The following is a 14,027-nucleotide window of genomic DNA, read 5'->3' as shown; positions in this document are numbered from 1 at the left end:
TGACGCCGACGGCTTCCCCGGCGCCCCATCGGCACCCGTTTCACTGGTCAGCGGGTGATTCCACATCTGATGACGGCGGGTTCGCCTCCCACACCCGCTCCGGCGGAACCAGGCCCCGGGTCACCGCGTCACAGCGGCGGTACGGCCGCCACCCCTCACCGCACAGCCTCCACTCGCCACCATCAGTCCCCGGGGGGACCCATGCGTACGAACACCGCACGCGCCGTCGATCTGCTCGTCGTACTCGCCTTGCTCACCGCCGTAACCGGTGCCGTCGCCGGCTGCGGCAGCGAGAAGGCCGGCGGCCACGGCGCGCGGGTCGGCGACGGCGACCCGGCGCCGGAGTCGGAGGCCCGCGCGCGCCAGGTCGCCGACGCCTGGGACGGCTCCAAGGCCGCCGAGACGTGGCGCAAGGGCTACTACCCGTTGGGGGAGACGGTCCAGCTGCCCGAGAACGCCTTCCGCAACGGAGCCGACAAACTCGCCTACGGGACCCGGAACTTCGTCCTTCGCGGCGGACTTCCCGCCACCCCGCAGAAGGACGGCAAGGTGAAATGGGAGAGCGGAGGCTCGCTCACGCTGCCGCTGATGGGGGCGCGGAAGGCGTACGAGACCGTGGCCCGCGGCAGCAACGACGGACCGCACCTCACCGTGACCGGGGCGAAGCTGGGCGAGATGACGCTGGCCACCAGCCGCGGCCCGGCGACGGTCCCGGCCTGGCTGTTCACCCTGGAGGGCTACGACACCCCGCTCAAGCGGGTCGCCCTCAGCCCGTCGAAGCTCCCCCGGCCGCCGATCAAGCCGGTCGGGGAGGTGCCCACCGACGAGCTGGCGCCGCTCGGCCGGCTGGTCGGGATGGCCGCGGACGGCCGGTCCGTCACCGTGATGGCCACCCACGGAGCCTGTGACGACGGCCCTGCCGTGGACGTGCTGGAGACGGGCGGCAGCGTGGTGCTGTCCGCATCTGTCGTCGGGACGAAGGACGGTCCCTGCACCAGCCAGCTGCTCGGCGAGGAGGTGACGGTGACGCTGGACCGGCCGGTCGGCGACCGTCTCCTGCTGGACGCGTTCACGGGCCGACCGGTGCCGAACGAGGAGAACGGGCCCTCGCCGAGCCAGTAGGGCTCTGTCAGGTGTCTGCTCCGGTCGCGATCGGGTTCGACCAGAGGGAACCGGTCTCCGGAGCCCGACCGTGCGGCCGTCACGCGGCCTGCGGAGGAAGTGGTCAGTCGTGGGGCGGGAGTTGGCCGAGCTGGTGGTCGGCGACGCTGAGGGCCTCCTCCACCAAGCGGCGCAAGTGCCCGTGGCGCAGGGCGTAGATGACGCGTCGGCCCTCCTTGCGTGTGGTGACAAGACCGGCCAGCCGGAGTCTGCTCAGGTGCTGGCTGACCGCGGGCCGCGCCGCCCCGCACGCCTGGGTCAGGGTGGTCACATCCGCCTCGCCCTCGCCGAGCCGTTGCAGCAGGGCCAGGCGGGTTCGGTCGGCCAGCAGTCCCAGCACCTCCACCGCCACCGCCAGTCGTGTGCCGTCGTCCGGCTCCTGCGCATCGTGCGCACCTGACAGGTGCAAGCGTGCGTTCATACGCACATACTGAGGGCGTGCGCGGCCGGTGTGCAACGGCCCGCCCTGCCCACCCGCGACCCGGAAGGACCGAGCTGCCGTGAGCGAGAAGAGCGCACCCCACCGGCCGCACCGCCACGACCACGGCGCGGGCCATCACGGGCACGCGCCCCACAGACAGGCGCCCGACGGCCACGACGGCCACAGCCACGCGCACAACAACCCGGCCGGCCGGTGGGCACGGATCAGGCACCGGATCGCGCACCTGGTCACCCCGCACTCGCATGAGGCCGCCGACAAGGTCGACTCCGCCATGGAGACCTCCGCCGAGGGCATGCGCACCCTGTGGATCTCGCTCGGGATCCTGGCCGTCACCGCCGCGCTGCAGGCCGTTGTCGTGGTGCTCTCCGGGTCGGTGGCGCTGCTGGGCGACACCGTCCACAACGCCGCCGACGCGCTCACCGCCCTGCCGCTGGGCATCGCCTTCGTCCTCGGCCGCAGGGCGGCCAGCCGACGGTTCACCTACGGCTTCGGCCGCGCCGAGGACCTGGCCGGCATCGCCATCGTCGCCACCATCGCCGCCTCCTGCGCCGTGGCCGCGTACACCGCCGTCGGCCGACTGCTCGACCCGCGGGAGATCACCCACCTCCCGGCCGTCGCCGCCGCCGCGGCGGTCGGCTTCGCCGGCAACGAGTGGGTGGCCCGCTACCGCATCCGTACCGGCCGCAGGATCGGCTCCGCCGCACTGGTCGCCGACGGGCTGCACGCCCGCACGGACGCCTTCACCTCCCTGGCCGTCCTGTTCGGCGCAGGCGGTGCCGCGCTCGGCTGGAGACTGGCGGACCCGATCGTCGGCCTGCTCATCACCGCGGCCATCGCCCTCGTCCTCAAGGATGCCGCCCGGGAGGTCTTCCGCCGCCTCATGGACGCCGTCGATCCCGCCCTGGTCGACTCCGCCGAGGCCGCCCTGCGGAACGTGCCGGGCGTGGAAGAGGTGGGCGAGCTGCGGATGCGATGGATCGGGCACCAGCTGCGGGCCGAGGTCGCCATCGTCGTGGACGGTCACCTGAACCTCCGCGAGGCCCACCGGGTCGCCGTCGACGCCGAGCACGCGCTGCTGCACGCCGTGCCCCGTCTCACCGCCGCCCTCGTCCACGCCGATCCGGCCGCCGGCAGCGGCGAGGCGGACCCGCACGCGGCTCTGGCCCACCATGCCGCCGTCTGACCCGGCGGACGTGGCGCAGGCGCCCCGATGCCCATGCCATCGTCCGGCGTTCGCCCCCGAGGGTTACCCTGCACTGTGGACCAGCCCCGTGCGTGCGAAGGCAGGTGAGACCGCGATGCGTGGTGAACCTCCCAGTCGCGCGCCGCTGGACGCCGGGCCGACCGGACCCTAGCCGGATCCGAAGGCGGCGTCCGCGGCGTGTCCTTGTCCTTGGCCGCCTTCTCTTCCTGCCTGCGGAAGGACTCCGTCATGTCCGAGCGTCGTCTGCGTGCCCTGCGCCCGTTCAAGAAGGCGGCCAGGCCCCCCGCCGCGCCCCGCCCCACCGATGAGCAGCCCGGCACGGCCGCACCGGCCGAGCAGCCGCCGGTCCGCCGGCCCAGCATGATCACCGCCGCGCTGTACCAGGAGGGGCACCGGATCAGCACCCATGACTCGCTCGCCGAGACCTTCGTGAAGCTCCGCGAGGCGCCCGGCAGCATGGCATGGATCGGCATGCACCGGCCGACCGAGGCCGAGCTGCTGTCCGTTGCCGACGAGTTCGACCTGCACAAGCTCTCCGTCGAGGACGCGATGGAGGCGCACCAGCGGCCCAAGCTGGAACGCTACGGCGACACCCTCTTCGTGGTGCTGCGCGCCGCCCGCTACATGGATGACGCCGAGGAAGTCGATTTCGCCGAGCTGCACATCTTCGTCGGACCCGATTTCGTCATCACTGTCCGCCACGGGGCAGCCCCGGACCTGGTCGCCGTCCGGCGCCGGATGGAGAACTCCCCGGATCTGCTCAAGCGCGGCCCCGAGGCGGTGCTGTACGCGATCCTCGACACGGTCGTCGACGGCTACGCGCCCGTGGTGGCCGGCGTGGAGAACGATGTCGACGAGATCGAGACAGAGGTCTTCGGCGGCGACCCGAAGGTGTCCCGCCGTATCTACGAGCTCTCCCGGGAAGTGGTCGAGTTCCAGCGTGCGACCCGTCCCCTGAACAGGATCCTGGACGGCCTGTCCGCCGGATTCGAGAAGTACGGGATCGACGAGGAACTGCGGCGGTACCTGCGCGACGTGGCCGACCACGCCACGCATGTCACCGAACGGGTCGACGGCTTCCGCATGGCGCTGCAGGACATCCTCACCGTCAACGCCACCCTGGTCAGTCAGCAGCAGAACGAGGAGATGAAGCAGCTGGCCCAGGGCAGCCACGCACAGAACGAGGAGATCAAGAAGATCTCGTCCTGGGCCGCCATTCTGTTCGCCCCGACACTGGTCGGCACCATCTACGGCATGAACTTCGACCACATGCCCGAGCTCCGCTGGCTCCTCGGGTACCCCTTCGCACTCGCGCTCATGGCTGTCGTGTGCCTCTCGCTGTACGTGGTCTTCAAGCGCCGGAACTGGCTCTGAGCCGGGTCGTGCACCGTCCCGCCGCGACGGGGGCCGCACTTCCGTGCAACTGTCGTAAGGGGTAGTCCGCGCGCCACGCCGTGCCCGCACCTGTGCGTCGAGGAGAGGCCCATGGCGGATCACAGCACGACTGAGCATCCGCGTTCGGTGGTGGACTGCGCCCTGTACGAGGACGGGCGGCGCCGTCCCGGCCTGCTGCCTCTCTCACAAGCCATGGAAGCCGCCCAGGCCAAGCCCGGCAGCTTCGTGTGGATCGGGCTTCACGAGCCGTCCGTCGATCAGCTCCAGGTGGTCGCCGACGCCTTCGCCCTGCACCCGCTGGCCGTCGAGGACGCGGTGAAGGCCCATCAGCGCCCCAAGCTCGAGATGTACGACGAGACGCTCTTCCTGGTCCTGAAGACGACCGTCTACGTCGAGCACGACCGGCTCACCCCGACCAGCGACGTCGTCGACACCGGCGAGATCATGGCCTTCATGGGGGCGAACTTCGTCGTCGTGGTCCGCCATGGGCCCTCCCGGCGGCTCACCGGGGTGCGCGCCCGCCTGGAAGTCCATCCGGAGCTGCTCGTCCATGGACCCGCCGCCGTCCTTCACGCCGTCACCGACGCCGTGGTCGACCAGTACCTCGAGGTCGTGCAGGCCGTCGAGACGGATGTGGAGGAGGTGGAGGCACAGGCTTTCTCACCCGAGCCGACGCACGATGTGGCCCGCATCTACCAGCTCAAGCGCGAACTGCTCGAACTGCGCCGCGCCGTGGCCCCGCTCTCCCAGCCCCTGTACCGGCTCTCCGAGGGCCGGCTGCCCGGCATCGACACCGATATCGCCGCCTACCTGCGCGATGTCCACGACCATCTGGGCCAGGCCTGCGAGCGCATCGCGACCCTGATGGAACTGGTGGACACCTCACTGACTCTCACGCTCGCCCAGACGAGCGTCCGGCAGAGCCACGACGTGCGGCGCATCAGCGCCATCGCCGCGATCATCGCCGTCCCCATCATGATCTTCGGCGTGTACGGGATGAACTTCGACCACATGCCCGAGCTGGTCCGGCCGCTCGGCTACCCCATCGCGCTTCTGGTCACCGCGGCGGTCTGCGCGGTGGTCTACTGGGCCTTCCACCGCAAGCACTGGCTGTGAGTACACCGGTGCCGCGGTCCTGGGAGCCCGCGCCGCTCCGGCCCCGAGACGGAGCAGGAGCAGCGGGTCGGTGAGGACGCCCCGGGGCGCCGGCTCGCCGGCCGGGCTGCCGTACGCGTCGCACAGGACCGGACGGGGCGCAGTGCCGCCGCACCACTCGATCGTCACCAGGTGGTCCGTCCGCACCCGGCCCCCGCGTCCCAGGCTCCGTGCCGCCGGCCGGCAGACGGCTCTCCGAGCGACTTGCGCCGGGCCTTGGCGCGTCCTTGACGACTCGCACCGCACCCGTGCGGACACACTGTCCCCGGACAGCCCCCGCACCCTGCACCGCGAGGTTCCCCATGGCGTACGGTCTGGCCCGCCGCGAACTGCGGCCGAAGGTTCCGCTCCATCACGGGGAAGGCGACAAGCGCCACCTGACCAGCCTCGAGGGGCTCGCCGCCCTGTCGCTGGACGCGCTGAGCTCGGTCGCGTACGGACCGGAGGCGATCGTGCTCGTCCTGGTCACCGCCGGCACCGCGGCGGTGGCCGCCACGCTGCCGGTGACGCTCGCCATCGCCCTGCTGCTTGCGGTGCTGGTGGTCTCGTACGGCCAGGTGATCGCCGTACACCCGGAGGGCGGTGGCGCCTACGCGGTGGCGAAGAAGGAGCTCGGCCCGCGGACGAGTCTGCTGGCGGCGGCGAGCCTCGTCGTCGACTACGTGCTGACCGTGACCGTCAGTCTGGCCGCCGGAGCCGCGAGTCTCGCCTCCGCCTTCCCCTGGCTCGGCGAGCACCTGCTCGAGGTCTGTCTCATCGGACTGGCCCTGCTCACCGCCGTGAACCTGCGAGGGGTGGCGGAGAGCGCCCGGGTGCTGATGCTGCCCACCCTGCTGTTCGTGACAAGCATGATCGGCATCATCGTTCTGGGACTGCTGCGCGCGCACCCGGTGGCCGTCGTCGGCAGCGCCCAACCCGTCCATGCCACGGAGGCATTGGGACTGCTGCTGCTCCTGAAGGCGTTCTCCTCGGGCTGCTCCGCGCTCACCGGGGTGGAGGCCATCTCCAACGGCGTACCCGCGTTCCGCCCGCCGCGCGTGAGGCGGGCACAGCGCACCGAGTTGATGCTGGGCGCGCTGCTGGGACTGATGCTGATCGGCCTCGCGGTGCTGATCCACCGTGACCATGTGATTCCGCGAGAGGGGGTGACCCTGCTCGCGCAACTGATCGCGGGCTCGTACGGGACGGGCTGGCCGTACTACGCGACCAACCTCATCGTCACCCTGGCTCTCCTGTTCGCCGCCAACACCAGCTTCGGCGGGCTGCCCGTCCTGATGAGCCTGCTCGCCAAGGACCACCGGCTGCCCCATCTCTTCGGGCTGCGCACGGAACGTCCCGTGTACCGCTGGGGTGTGGTGGCCCTTGCACTGCTCGCGGCGCTGCTGCTCATCGCGGTGAACGCCGACACCCACCGGATGATCCCGCTGTTCGCGATCGGCGTGTTCATCGGCTTCACCATCAGCCAGATCGGGCTCGTACGGCACTGGGCGGGATTGCGGCCGCCCGGATGGCTGCCGCGCGCGGTGCTCAACGGCTTCGGCGCGGTGCTGACCCTGGTGGCGGGGCTGGTCCTGCTGACGACCAAGTTCCTCGAGGGCGCCTGGGTGGTGGTCGTCGCGGTGCCGCTGCTGATGCTGCTGTTCGCCCGCATCGCGCGTTACTACACGGCGGTCGGCCGGGAACTGGGACTCGGCCGGGTCCCGCCGCCGGTGCGGCGTACCGATTCCCTGGTCATCGTGCCGGTCGGCGAGGTCAGCAAGCTCGCCCAGCACGCGCTGACGGCCGCCGGCTCCCTCGGCCGTGAGGTCGTGGCGGTCGCGGTGCACGACGACCCCGCCAAGGCCCGGAATCTCCAGGAGAGTTGGGACAGCTGGAATCCGGGGATCCGTCTCGACATCATCGACAGCCCGCACCGCTCGCTGGTGGAGCCCATCGTCGCCTATGTCCGGCGCGAGGCGGCGACGGGGCGGCAGATCGCCGTCCTCATCACCGAGGTCGAGCCGCGCCACCGCCGTTACCAGATCCTGCAGAACCAGCGCGGCCTCCTGCTGGCCGCGGCGTTGAGGGCACGTACCGACGTGATCGTCTGTATCCTCCCCTACCGCCTGAACCTGTGACGAGACGGGTGTGGCGAGGAGGTAAAGGTTCCAGGGGTCCCGGGCCGCGTGTTCCGGCCGGCGCCTATGCTGCCGCGGGATTACAAGATCACCTTGCGGAACGCTACGCACCGATGCCCGACAGGGCGGAACAACGGGGACATGAACAAGTACACAGTGATGGCCGCAGGCCTCGTTCTGTCGCTCGGACTGGTCGCAGGCTGCGACTCCTCCGGCGGCGCGGACACCAACGGACAGGACAAGGCGGGCAGTTCAGAAGGTGCCAAGGGCGGCGCCAAGCCCACCGGGCCGGTCTACGACGGCCCGGCCGTACCCGGCCTCGCCGAGAAGCAGGCATGGAGCCTGCCGTCCTCCGAAGCCATCGACCTCGGTGAGACCTTCCTGTTCATCAAGGACGCGAACGGCGATTACAGCACCGGAGGGCTGTACGAGAACGAGCCCATCGACGGCACGACGGGAACCCTCCACGCCGGCGACGAACCGGAGCCCCTCACCCTGGAGTTCCGCGATGTGAAGACCGGCGCCGTACGCAAGAGCCTGAAGGTGACGGCCGACCGTGTCGCCGCCACCACCTGGCACGACGGCGTACCGGCGCTCGAGGTGCGCACCAGCAGTACCGCGGAGTCCGACGGGCTGAGCGCGGAGAAGACCACCGTCACGGTCACCGTCTACGGAGGCGACGGCGCGCAGCTGGGGAAGGCCGAGCACGCCGAGGGCACCTTCCACGTCCACGAAGGCCACATCGTCGAGCAGGCCGACGACGCGAGCCTGCAGCTCACCCCCATCGACGGCGGGAAGCCCCGCAAGGTCACCTGCACCGGCCAACTGGCGAGCTGCTCCTTCGATCCGCGCAACAAGGACATCGACGGCGGTTCGGCGCACGCCCCGCTGATCACCGGCACGTACGCCTTCCACGTGGAGAACGCGACCACGTACGAGGACGAGCAGGAGCAGCTCGTCATGTCCGACCTCACCACCGGAAAGAAGGTGTGGAGCACCGCGGACGTCACCCCGCCCAAGGGCGTGGAGCTGAACGAGGACAAGGAGCGGACCTCTGGTGCCGTCCGCGTGCTCGACGTCCGCGACGGCCGGATCCTCACCGCGTGGGGTGCCGGTGCCTTCTCCCCTGACACCTGGGTCACGGCGACGTACGACCTCAGCAGCGGCGAGCAGATCGGCGGGTCCACCACGTACGCCTACGCCGACAACCCGAGCGACACGGTCAACACGGAGGGTTCATCCGTCCTCTCCCCCGACCACCGGCTGGCCGCGGCCGCGACCGAGACCGGCACCGCCGTGTGGCAGCTCGCCGACGGCAAGGCGGTCTGGGCTCAGCAGGACGGCGAGAACCTGATGACACCGCTGCGCTTCTCGCCGAGCGGCGTGCTGTACGGCACCGCGGAGGGGGACGGGGACGGGGAGACTGTGCTCGCAGTCGACGGCCGCACGAAGAAGGTGCTCACCAAGAGTCTGCCTGAGGAGAACGTCCCGCTGTTCTCCCAGCCGTCGGGTTACGGCTACTTCAGCACGGAGGACGGCTTCTTCGTCTTCCCGTCACAGGCCTAGTCCGGGCCCCGAGGTCGTCGGCCCACCGCCGCCCGGGCAAGGGAACCAGAGCCGCGTGGCCCTTGCCCACCGTGACCACTGGACGACCCACGGGCCCGGAGAGGTGCGCTCGCCGGCTGCGCACTGCTCCTTCCGCTCGACCGCGACGGGAGGAGCGAGCAGCCGGCCTCGGCGCGTCACGGACGAGCCGGTCCGCCCGCCGGGGAGACTCTCGCCATGACCAACGCAGCGAAGGCAGTCCTGGAGGGCGGCCCCGACGAGCTTCCTGAGCGGATCGTTCCCGTCACGACGCCCGGGGAGGACCTCAAGATCCCGTTCCGTGGCGGGTACGAGCACTTCAGGGCCACGGCGCGCCAACAGGAAACCGGCGAGGGCGCATTGCCCGTCTACGAATGGTGGGAGCGCACGGAACTCCCCGGGTAGGCGCCGACCGGGTCAGGCCGGCCGCCAAGGCAGCAGCGCGGCCTGACCGCATCCTCACCGGGTGATCCATCATGGGGACATGAGGTGGCACGGTGAACCAGCAGTAGTGGACAGGGCGTTGCTGCTGAACGAGCTCCGGTTCGACCCGGACGCGGTCTGCGAGCTCGACCGCCCCTTGCTCCTCGCCCCGGGCGACCATGTCCACCTCCAGGACCGGCAGGTGGTCATCGAGCGCGCGGCCGGGTGCACGGAGAGTCCCGCCGGCCGCTGGTCGCCGTGGTGCTGGAAGTGGCGTCCCGTCCGAGACGGCCGTGCCGGAAGAGTGCGGCGCAGCGCCCCGAACAGGTGCTCCGTGCGGGGACGCGTGCATCAGCGCGCACACGCGGCCCGCATCGGCACTACCGTGGAAGTACGCCCACAAGGAAAGAGCGGCAAGAGGTGGCACCATGGCCAGCCTGAGCGAGCGGAAGTCCCTGCGCAGACAGATCCTCCGTGAAATCTACGATCGGTCCGGCGGGACGTCGGCTCTGATCGATGCCAAGGTTCTGCAGGTGGATCTCGGCGTGAGCGATCACGAAATGGCCGCCGCTTGCGAGTACCTGGCAGGGGAAGGCCTGGCCCTCCTCGAGGCCGACACCTTCGGCACCGCCGCGACGCCGAGCCTGATCGCGCTGACGCACAAGGGAGTCGTCGAGGCCGAGGATGCGGCGGGCGACTGACCCGGCCCGGTCTGATGAAACGCCAGGTTCCGCGCCGGGCCGCCGTCCGGCTGCGGCGCGCGGCGCGGCCCGCGGTGGGATCAAAGGAATAAACCGCGATGACCGGCGTCCGCCACGCCCTCCCGGGAATTCGCCCTGGAAATCCGACATCGTGGACGAGTCCGTGCTACCTTGGCTTGCAGTTGCAGTTTTGGTACCCATGAACTTGTGTGCACCTGACGAGACGTTCAGGTGTGTTTTTGTTTTTCCGGTCTCTCCGGGTGGGTCATTGCGGCGACGGGAAATTCGCACACGGCGGATTTCCAGAACTGCCCCTATTTGAGGAGATCTCCATGGCTACTGGCACTGTGAAGTGGTTCAACGCCGAAAAGGGCTTCGGCTTCATCGCGCAGGACGGCGGCGGCGCCGACGTCTTCGCCCACTACTCGAACATCGCCACTCAGGGCTTCCGTGAGCTGCAGGAAGGCCAGAAGGTGAACTTCGACGTCACGCAGGGCCCGAAGGGCCCGCAGGCCGAGAACATCGTCCCGGCCTGACGCCGGCACGCACCGCACAGCAGGGCCCGTACCCCCTCGGAGGGGGGTACGGGCCCTCGCTTGTGCCGGCCGTGAACCCGGCCATCGATGGTCGGGCTCCCGTGCCGCGCCGGAATACTCCCTGCCGCACCGAGAGAATTCCGTACCTTCGCGGCCTCGGCTGTGCCGTTCCCGGCGCGCGACCCCCGGGACGGAATTTCCGGCCAGCGGGCTGGACGGCATGATTCCGACATTTGTCGGACCTCATTGTCGAACATACGTTGCCACATATACCGGATCTGCAAACCCGGTCCGGAAATAGCCGCTCCGGCTGACCCCACTCGCCCCGCCCGGATCCGGCCGCCGTTGTCGCCGCGGGGCTCGGCCCGCCTGCCCGGCCGACGTCGGCCCGGCACCCGGCCCGTGCGGCGTCCGCAGCCGATCCGCAGCCGATCCGCCGTCGCCGCGCAGTCGCATGCTGCTTGAACTGAAGCCGCCAGCATGCCGTACACATAACGGCGGCCCCATTCTTTCGAGTGGTCCGCCATGCCTCACCGCGCCTCGCACGGAAGGACCTTCGGGTGTCGCTTTGGACGCGCTCTCGTCAACTGCTCCATACGGACAACGCAACAACGGAGGAAGGCCCCGCACCGGCCGGGTCCGGATCCCCTGACGGCACCGCCGAAGCCGGTGCCGACGGGGCCGAACCGGATGAGGCCGTCGCCGATAGCGGGCGGGGCAAGCACCCGGTCGTGGCGCGAGTGATCACTGCACTCGCCGCCGTACTCGTGCTCTTCGCCCTCCTCGTGCCGAACGAACTCGGCCGCATCACACCCGGCACGTTCGCGCGCATCCCGGTGGAGGGGATCTTCGGCGCCGCGGTGCTGCTCGTCCTGCCGCCGAAGGCAAGGCGGATGGGAGCGCTGCTGGCCGGGGCGATCCTGGGCCTGCTCACCATCCTGAAGTTCCTCGACATGGGCTTCTACTCGGTTCTCGACCGGCCGTTCGACCTGGTCCTCGACTGGATCCTGCTCGACGACGCGCAGTCCTTCCTCACGGACACCGTCGGCCGGGCAGGCGCGATCGGTGCCGTGATCGGGGTCGTGGTCGTCGTCCTCGCCCTGCTCGTTCTCATGGCCCTGGCCGTCGTCCGGCTGAGCCATGTCGTGGCCCGGCACAGCGCCGTGGCGACCCGCAGCCTTCTGGTGGCCGGGACCGTCTGGACCCTCTGCACGGCGCTCGGCCTGCAGATAGCCGGCGTCCCGGTCGCGTCCAGGACCACGGCCGGGTTCGTCGAGAACCGTGCCGAGCAGGTGCAGGCGGGCCTGAAGGACAGGGAGACGTTCGCCAAGGAGTCCGCCGTGGACGCCTACCGCGACACCCCGCCCGACCAACTGCTGACCGGACTGCGTGGCAAGAACGTCATCTTCGCCTTCATCGAGAGCTACGGCCGCAGCGCGATCGAGGACCCGGAGATGGCTCCCCAGGTCGGTGCGGTACTCGCGGACGGGACGAGCAGGCTGCGTGCGGCCGGTTTCTCCACCCGCAGCGCGTTTCTCACCTCGCCGACGACGGGCGCGGGCAGCTGGCTGGCCCACTCCACGTTCATGTCAGGCCTGTGGATCAAGAACCAGCAGCGCTACCGCACCCTGACCTCGAGCGACCGCTTCACCCTCACCCGCGCCTTCCAGCGCGCGGGCGCCTGGCGGACGGTCGGCATCATGCCTGGCGTCACCCGGTCCTGGCCCGAGGGGAAGTTCTACGGTCTCGACCACGTCTACGACTCCCGGCAACTCGGTTACAAGGGGCCGAAGTTCAGCTGGACACCCGTACCTGACCAGTACAGCCTGTCGGCCTTCGAACGCCTGGAACACGGCAAGGCGGGCCACAAGCCGATGATGACGGAGATCATTCTCGCGTCCAGCCACAATCCCTGGGCGCCCATACCCAAGATGATCGGCTGGGACGAGGTCGGTGACGGCTCGGTCTACCACGCCATCAAGAAGGCGGGCAAAGACCCCAAGGACGTGTGGAAGGACCCCGATCAGGTGCGCACCGAGTACCGGCGTGCCATCGAGTACTCGCTGAACAGCCTCATCTCCTACGTGGAGAAGTACGGCGACGACGACACCGTGCTCGTCTTCCTCGGCGATCACCAGCCCGTCCGGACGGTCACCGAAGGCAACCTCGGCCGGGACGTACCGATCGCGATCGTCGCGCGCGACCCTGCCGTGATGGACCGGATCTCCGGCTGGGACTGGCAGGAGGGCCTGAAGCCCGGACCTGAGGCTCCGATCTGGCGGATGGACACCTTCCGCGACCGCTTCCTGAACGCCTACGGCCCGCAGCCCGGCAAGGTCCCCTCTCCGTAGCGGGGAGCACGACCAGGAGCCGGCGAACGTGCCGGACCCGTACAGCAGGAAGGTCCGGTCGGCGGTGCCGACCGGACCTTCCTGCCTCTCGGCCGGCCATGTCCCGCGCGAGGCGGGGGCCGCTCAGACCCTCTCGTGCATCGTGTCCCGGACCACCGGGGCGCACTCACGGACCCTGACGCGCCACAGCCACCTGATGTCCCGCCCGAAGGACCAGACGAGCAGCACCAGCGCCACCAGGACCGCCGTGTGGGCGGCCAGGAGCGGGAGGACGTCCGCGGCGGCAACGAGCAGGACGATCCCCTGCATCGCGGCCACCGTCTTACGGGCCATGCTCGGCGGCAGCGGGCCGTTCAGCCACGGCAGTGCCCGGGCGGCCGCGACGAAGACGTAGCGCATGACGCCGATCAACAGCACCCATGCGCCCAGCGACATGGCGACGTAGACGCTGAGCACCAGGATGAGGAAGGCGTCGACCTCCATGTCGAAGCGCGCCCCCAAGGGGGATTCCGTACCTGTGCGCCGCGCGACCTGGCCGTCGACCGCGTCCAGCGCCAGCGCCACCACGGTGAGGGCGACCAGCACCGCGACCGGCGGCGGGCTCACGAAGGAGTCCGCGACCAGCGCGGTCACCCCTCCGACGAGCATCGTCCGGGCCAGGGTGACACCGTTGGCCGGTCCGAACGGCCTGTGCCACGACCGGCGCAGGGCTCGCGTGAGCAGGGCACAGGTGCCGACCGTGAAGGCCAGGCCCGTCAGCCATCCCGCGGGACCCAGTCCGATCACCGCGCCGAGAAGGCCGAGCAGGACCGACTGCACGGCCGCACCGGCGGCCGCCGCCGGGCACAGCACCCTTGTGTCGTATGTGTGGCTCAGAGCCAACGCGCACCACCCTCCGGCTGTGTGACAGAGTCGATGAGTGCCGCGTACCGTGTGCGCCGCCTCATGATTACCAGAA

Annotated in this window: 12 protein-coding genes; 10 read left to right on the top strand and 2 right to left on the bottom strand. The window is 70.1% G+C overall.

Translation table 11 applies throughout. The features are described 5' to 3' along the window. Window positions 1–201: 201 nt before the first annotated feature. Window positions 202–1,122 carry a hypothetical protein gene (locus ABZ208_RS07735; protein WP_356908634.1) on the top strand — a complete coding sequence of 307 codons (921 nt, stop codon included), beginning with the start codon at window positions 202–204 and terminating at the stop codon, window positions 1,120–1,122. 103 nt (window positions 1,123–1,225) lie between these two features. On the opposite strand, the gene ABZ208_RS07730 is transcribed toward ABZ208_RS07735, so the two are convergent. Continuing rightward, entirely contained in the window at window positions 1,226–1,582 is a 357-nt protein-coding gene (locus ABZ208_RS07730) for a metalloregulator ArsR/SmtB family transcription factor (protein ID WP_356908633.1), read from the bottom strand. Between the two features lie 223 nt (window positions 1,583–1,805). Between ABZ208_RS07730 and ABZ208_RS07725 the strand changes: the two genes are divergently transcribed. The 9 genes from ABZ208_RS07725 (at window position 1,806) to ABZ208_RS07685 (ending at window position 13,069) form a co-directional block, all read left to right on the top strand. Then, window positions 1,806–2,786, top strand: a complete 981-nt coding sequence (locus tag ABZ208_RS07725) for a cation diffusion facilitator family transporter (RefSeq protein ID WP_356908691.1) — start codon at window positions 1,806–1,808, stop codon at window positions 2,784–2,786. Between the two features lie 249 nt (window positions 2,787–3,035). Continuing rightward, a complete protein-coding gene (locus ABZ208_RS07720; RefSeq protein ID WP_356908632.1) occupies window positions 3,036–4,181 on the top strand; it encodes a magnesium and cobalt transport protein CorA in 1,146 nt (381 codons plus the stop codon). A gap of 111 nt (window positions 4,182–4,292) precedes the next feature. Then, the gene (locus ABZ208_RS07715; RefSeq protein ID WP_356908631.1) at window positions 4,293–5,318 is read left to right on the top strand and encodes a magnesium and cobalt transport protein CorA; all 1,026 of its coding nucleotides are present in this window, start codon (window positions 4,293–4,295) and stop codon (window positions 5,316–5,318) included. A 341-nt stretch (window positions 5,319–5,659) separates the two neighbouring features. Continuing rightward, window positions 5,660–7,474 (top strand): APC family permease, encoded by a 1,815-nt coding sequence (locus ABZ208_RS07710; RefSeq protein ID WP_356908630.1) that lies wholly within the window; start codon window positions 5,660–5,662, stop codon window positions 7,472–7,474. Window positions 7,475–7,615: 141 nt separating this feature from the next. Further along, a complete protein-coding gene (locus ABZ208_RS07705; protein ID WP_356908629.1) occupies window positions 7,616–9,040 on the top strand; it encodes a hypothetical protein in 1,425 nt (474 codons plus the stop codon). Window positions 9,041–9,256: 216 nt separating this feature from the next. Next, window positions 9,257–9,463: a DUF5988 family protein gene (locus ABZ208_RS07700; protein WP_328398548.1), complete on the top strand. Its 207-nt coding sequence runs from the start codon at window positions 9,257–9,259 to the stop codon at window positions 9,461–9,463. Window positions 9,464–9,909: 446 nt separating this feature from the next. Next, entirely contained in the window at window positions 9,910–10,182 is a 273-nt protein-coding gene (locus ABZ208_RS07695; RefSeq protein ID WP_356908628.1) for a hypothetical protein, read from the top strand. 332 nt (window positions 10,183–10,514) lie between these two features. Further along, entirely contained in the window at window positions 10,515–10,718 is a 204-nt protein-coding gene (locus ABZ208_RS07690) for a cold-shock protein (RefSeq protein WP_328398552.1), read from the top strand. A 731-nt stretch (window positions 10,719–11,449) separates the two neighbouring features. Then, a complete protein-coding gene (locus ABZ208_RS07685; protein WP_356908627.1) occupies window positions 11,450–13,069 on the top strand; it encodes a sulfatase in 1,620 nt (539 codons plus the stop codon). A gap of 123 nt (window positions 13,070–13,192) precedes the next feature. Here the strand turns inward: ABZ208_RS07685 and ABZ208_RS07680 are convergent, their stop codons facing one another. Continuing rightward, a complete protein-coding gene (locus ABZ208_RS07680) occupies window positions 13,193–13,951 on the bottom strand; it encodes a CDP-alcohol phosphatidyltransferase family protein (protein ID WP_356908626.1) in 759 nt (252 codons plus the stop codon). Between the last annotated feature and the right edge of the window lie 76 nt (window positions 13,952–14,027).

The organism is Streptomyces sp. NPDC006208 (assembly GCF_040613775.1).
Classification (GTDB): Bacteria; Actinomycetota; Actinomycetes; order Streptomycetales; family Streptomycetaceae; genus Streptomyces.
This window is presented reverse-complemented; position numbering and strand designations above follow the sequence as displayed.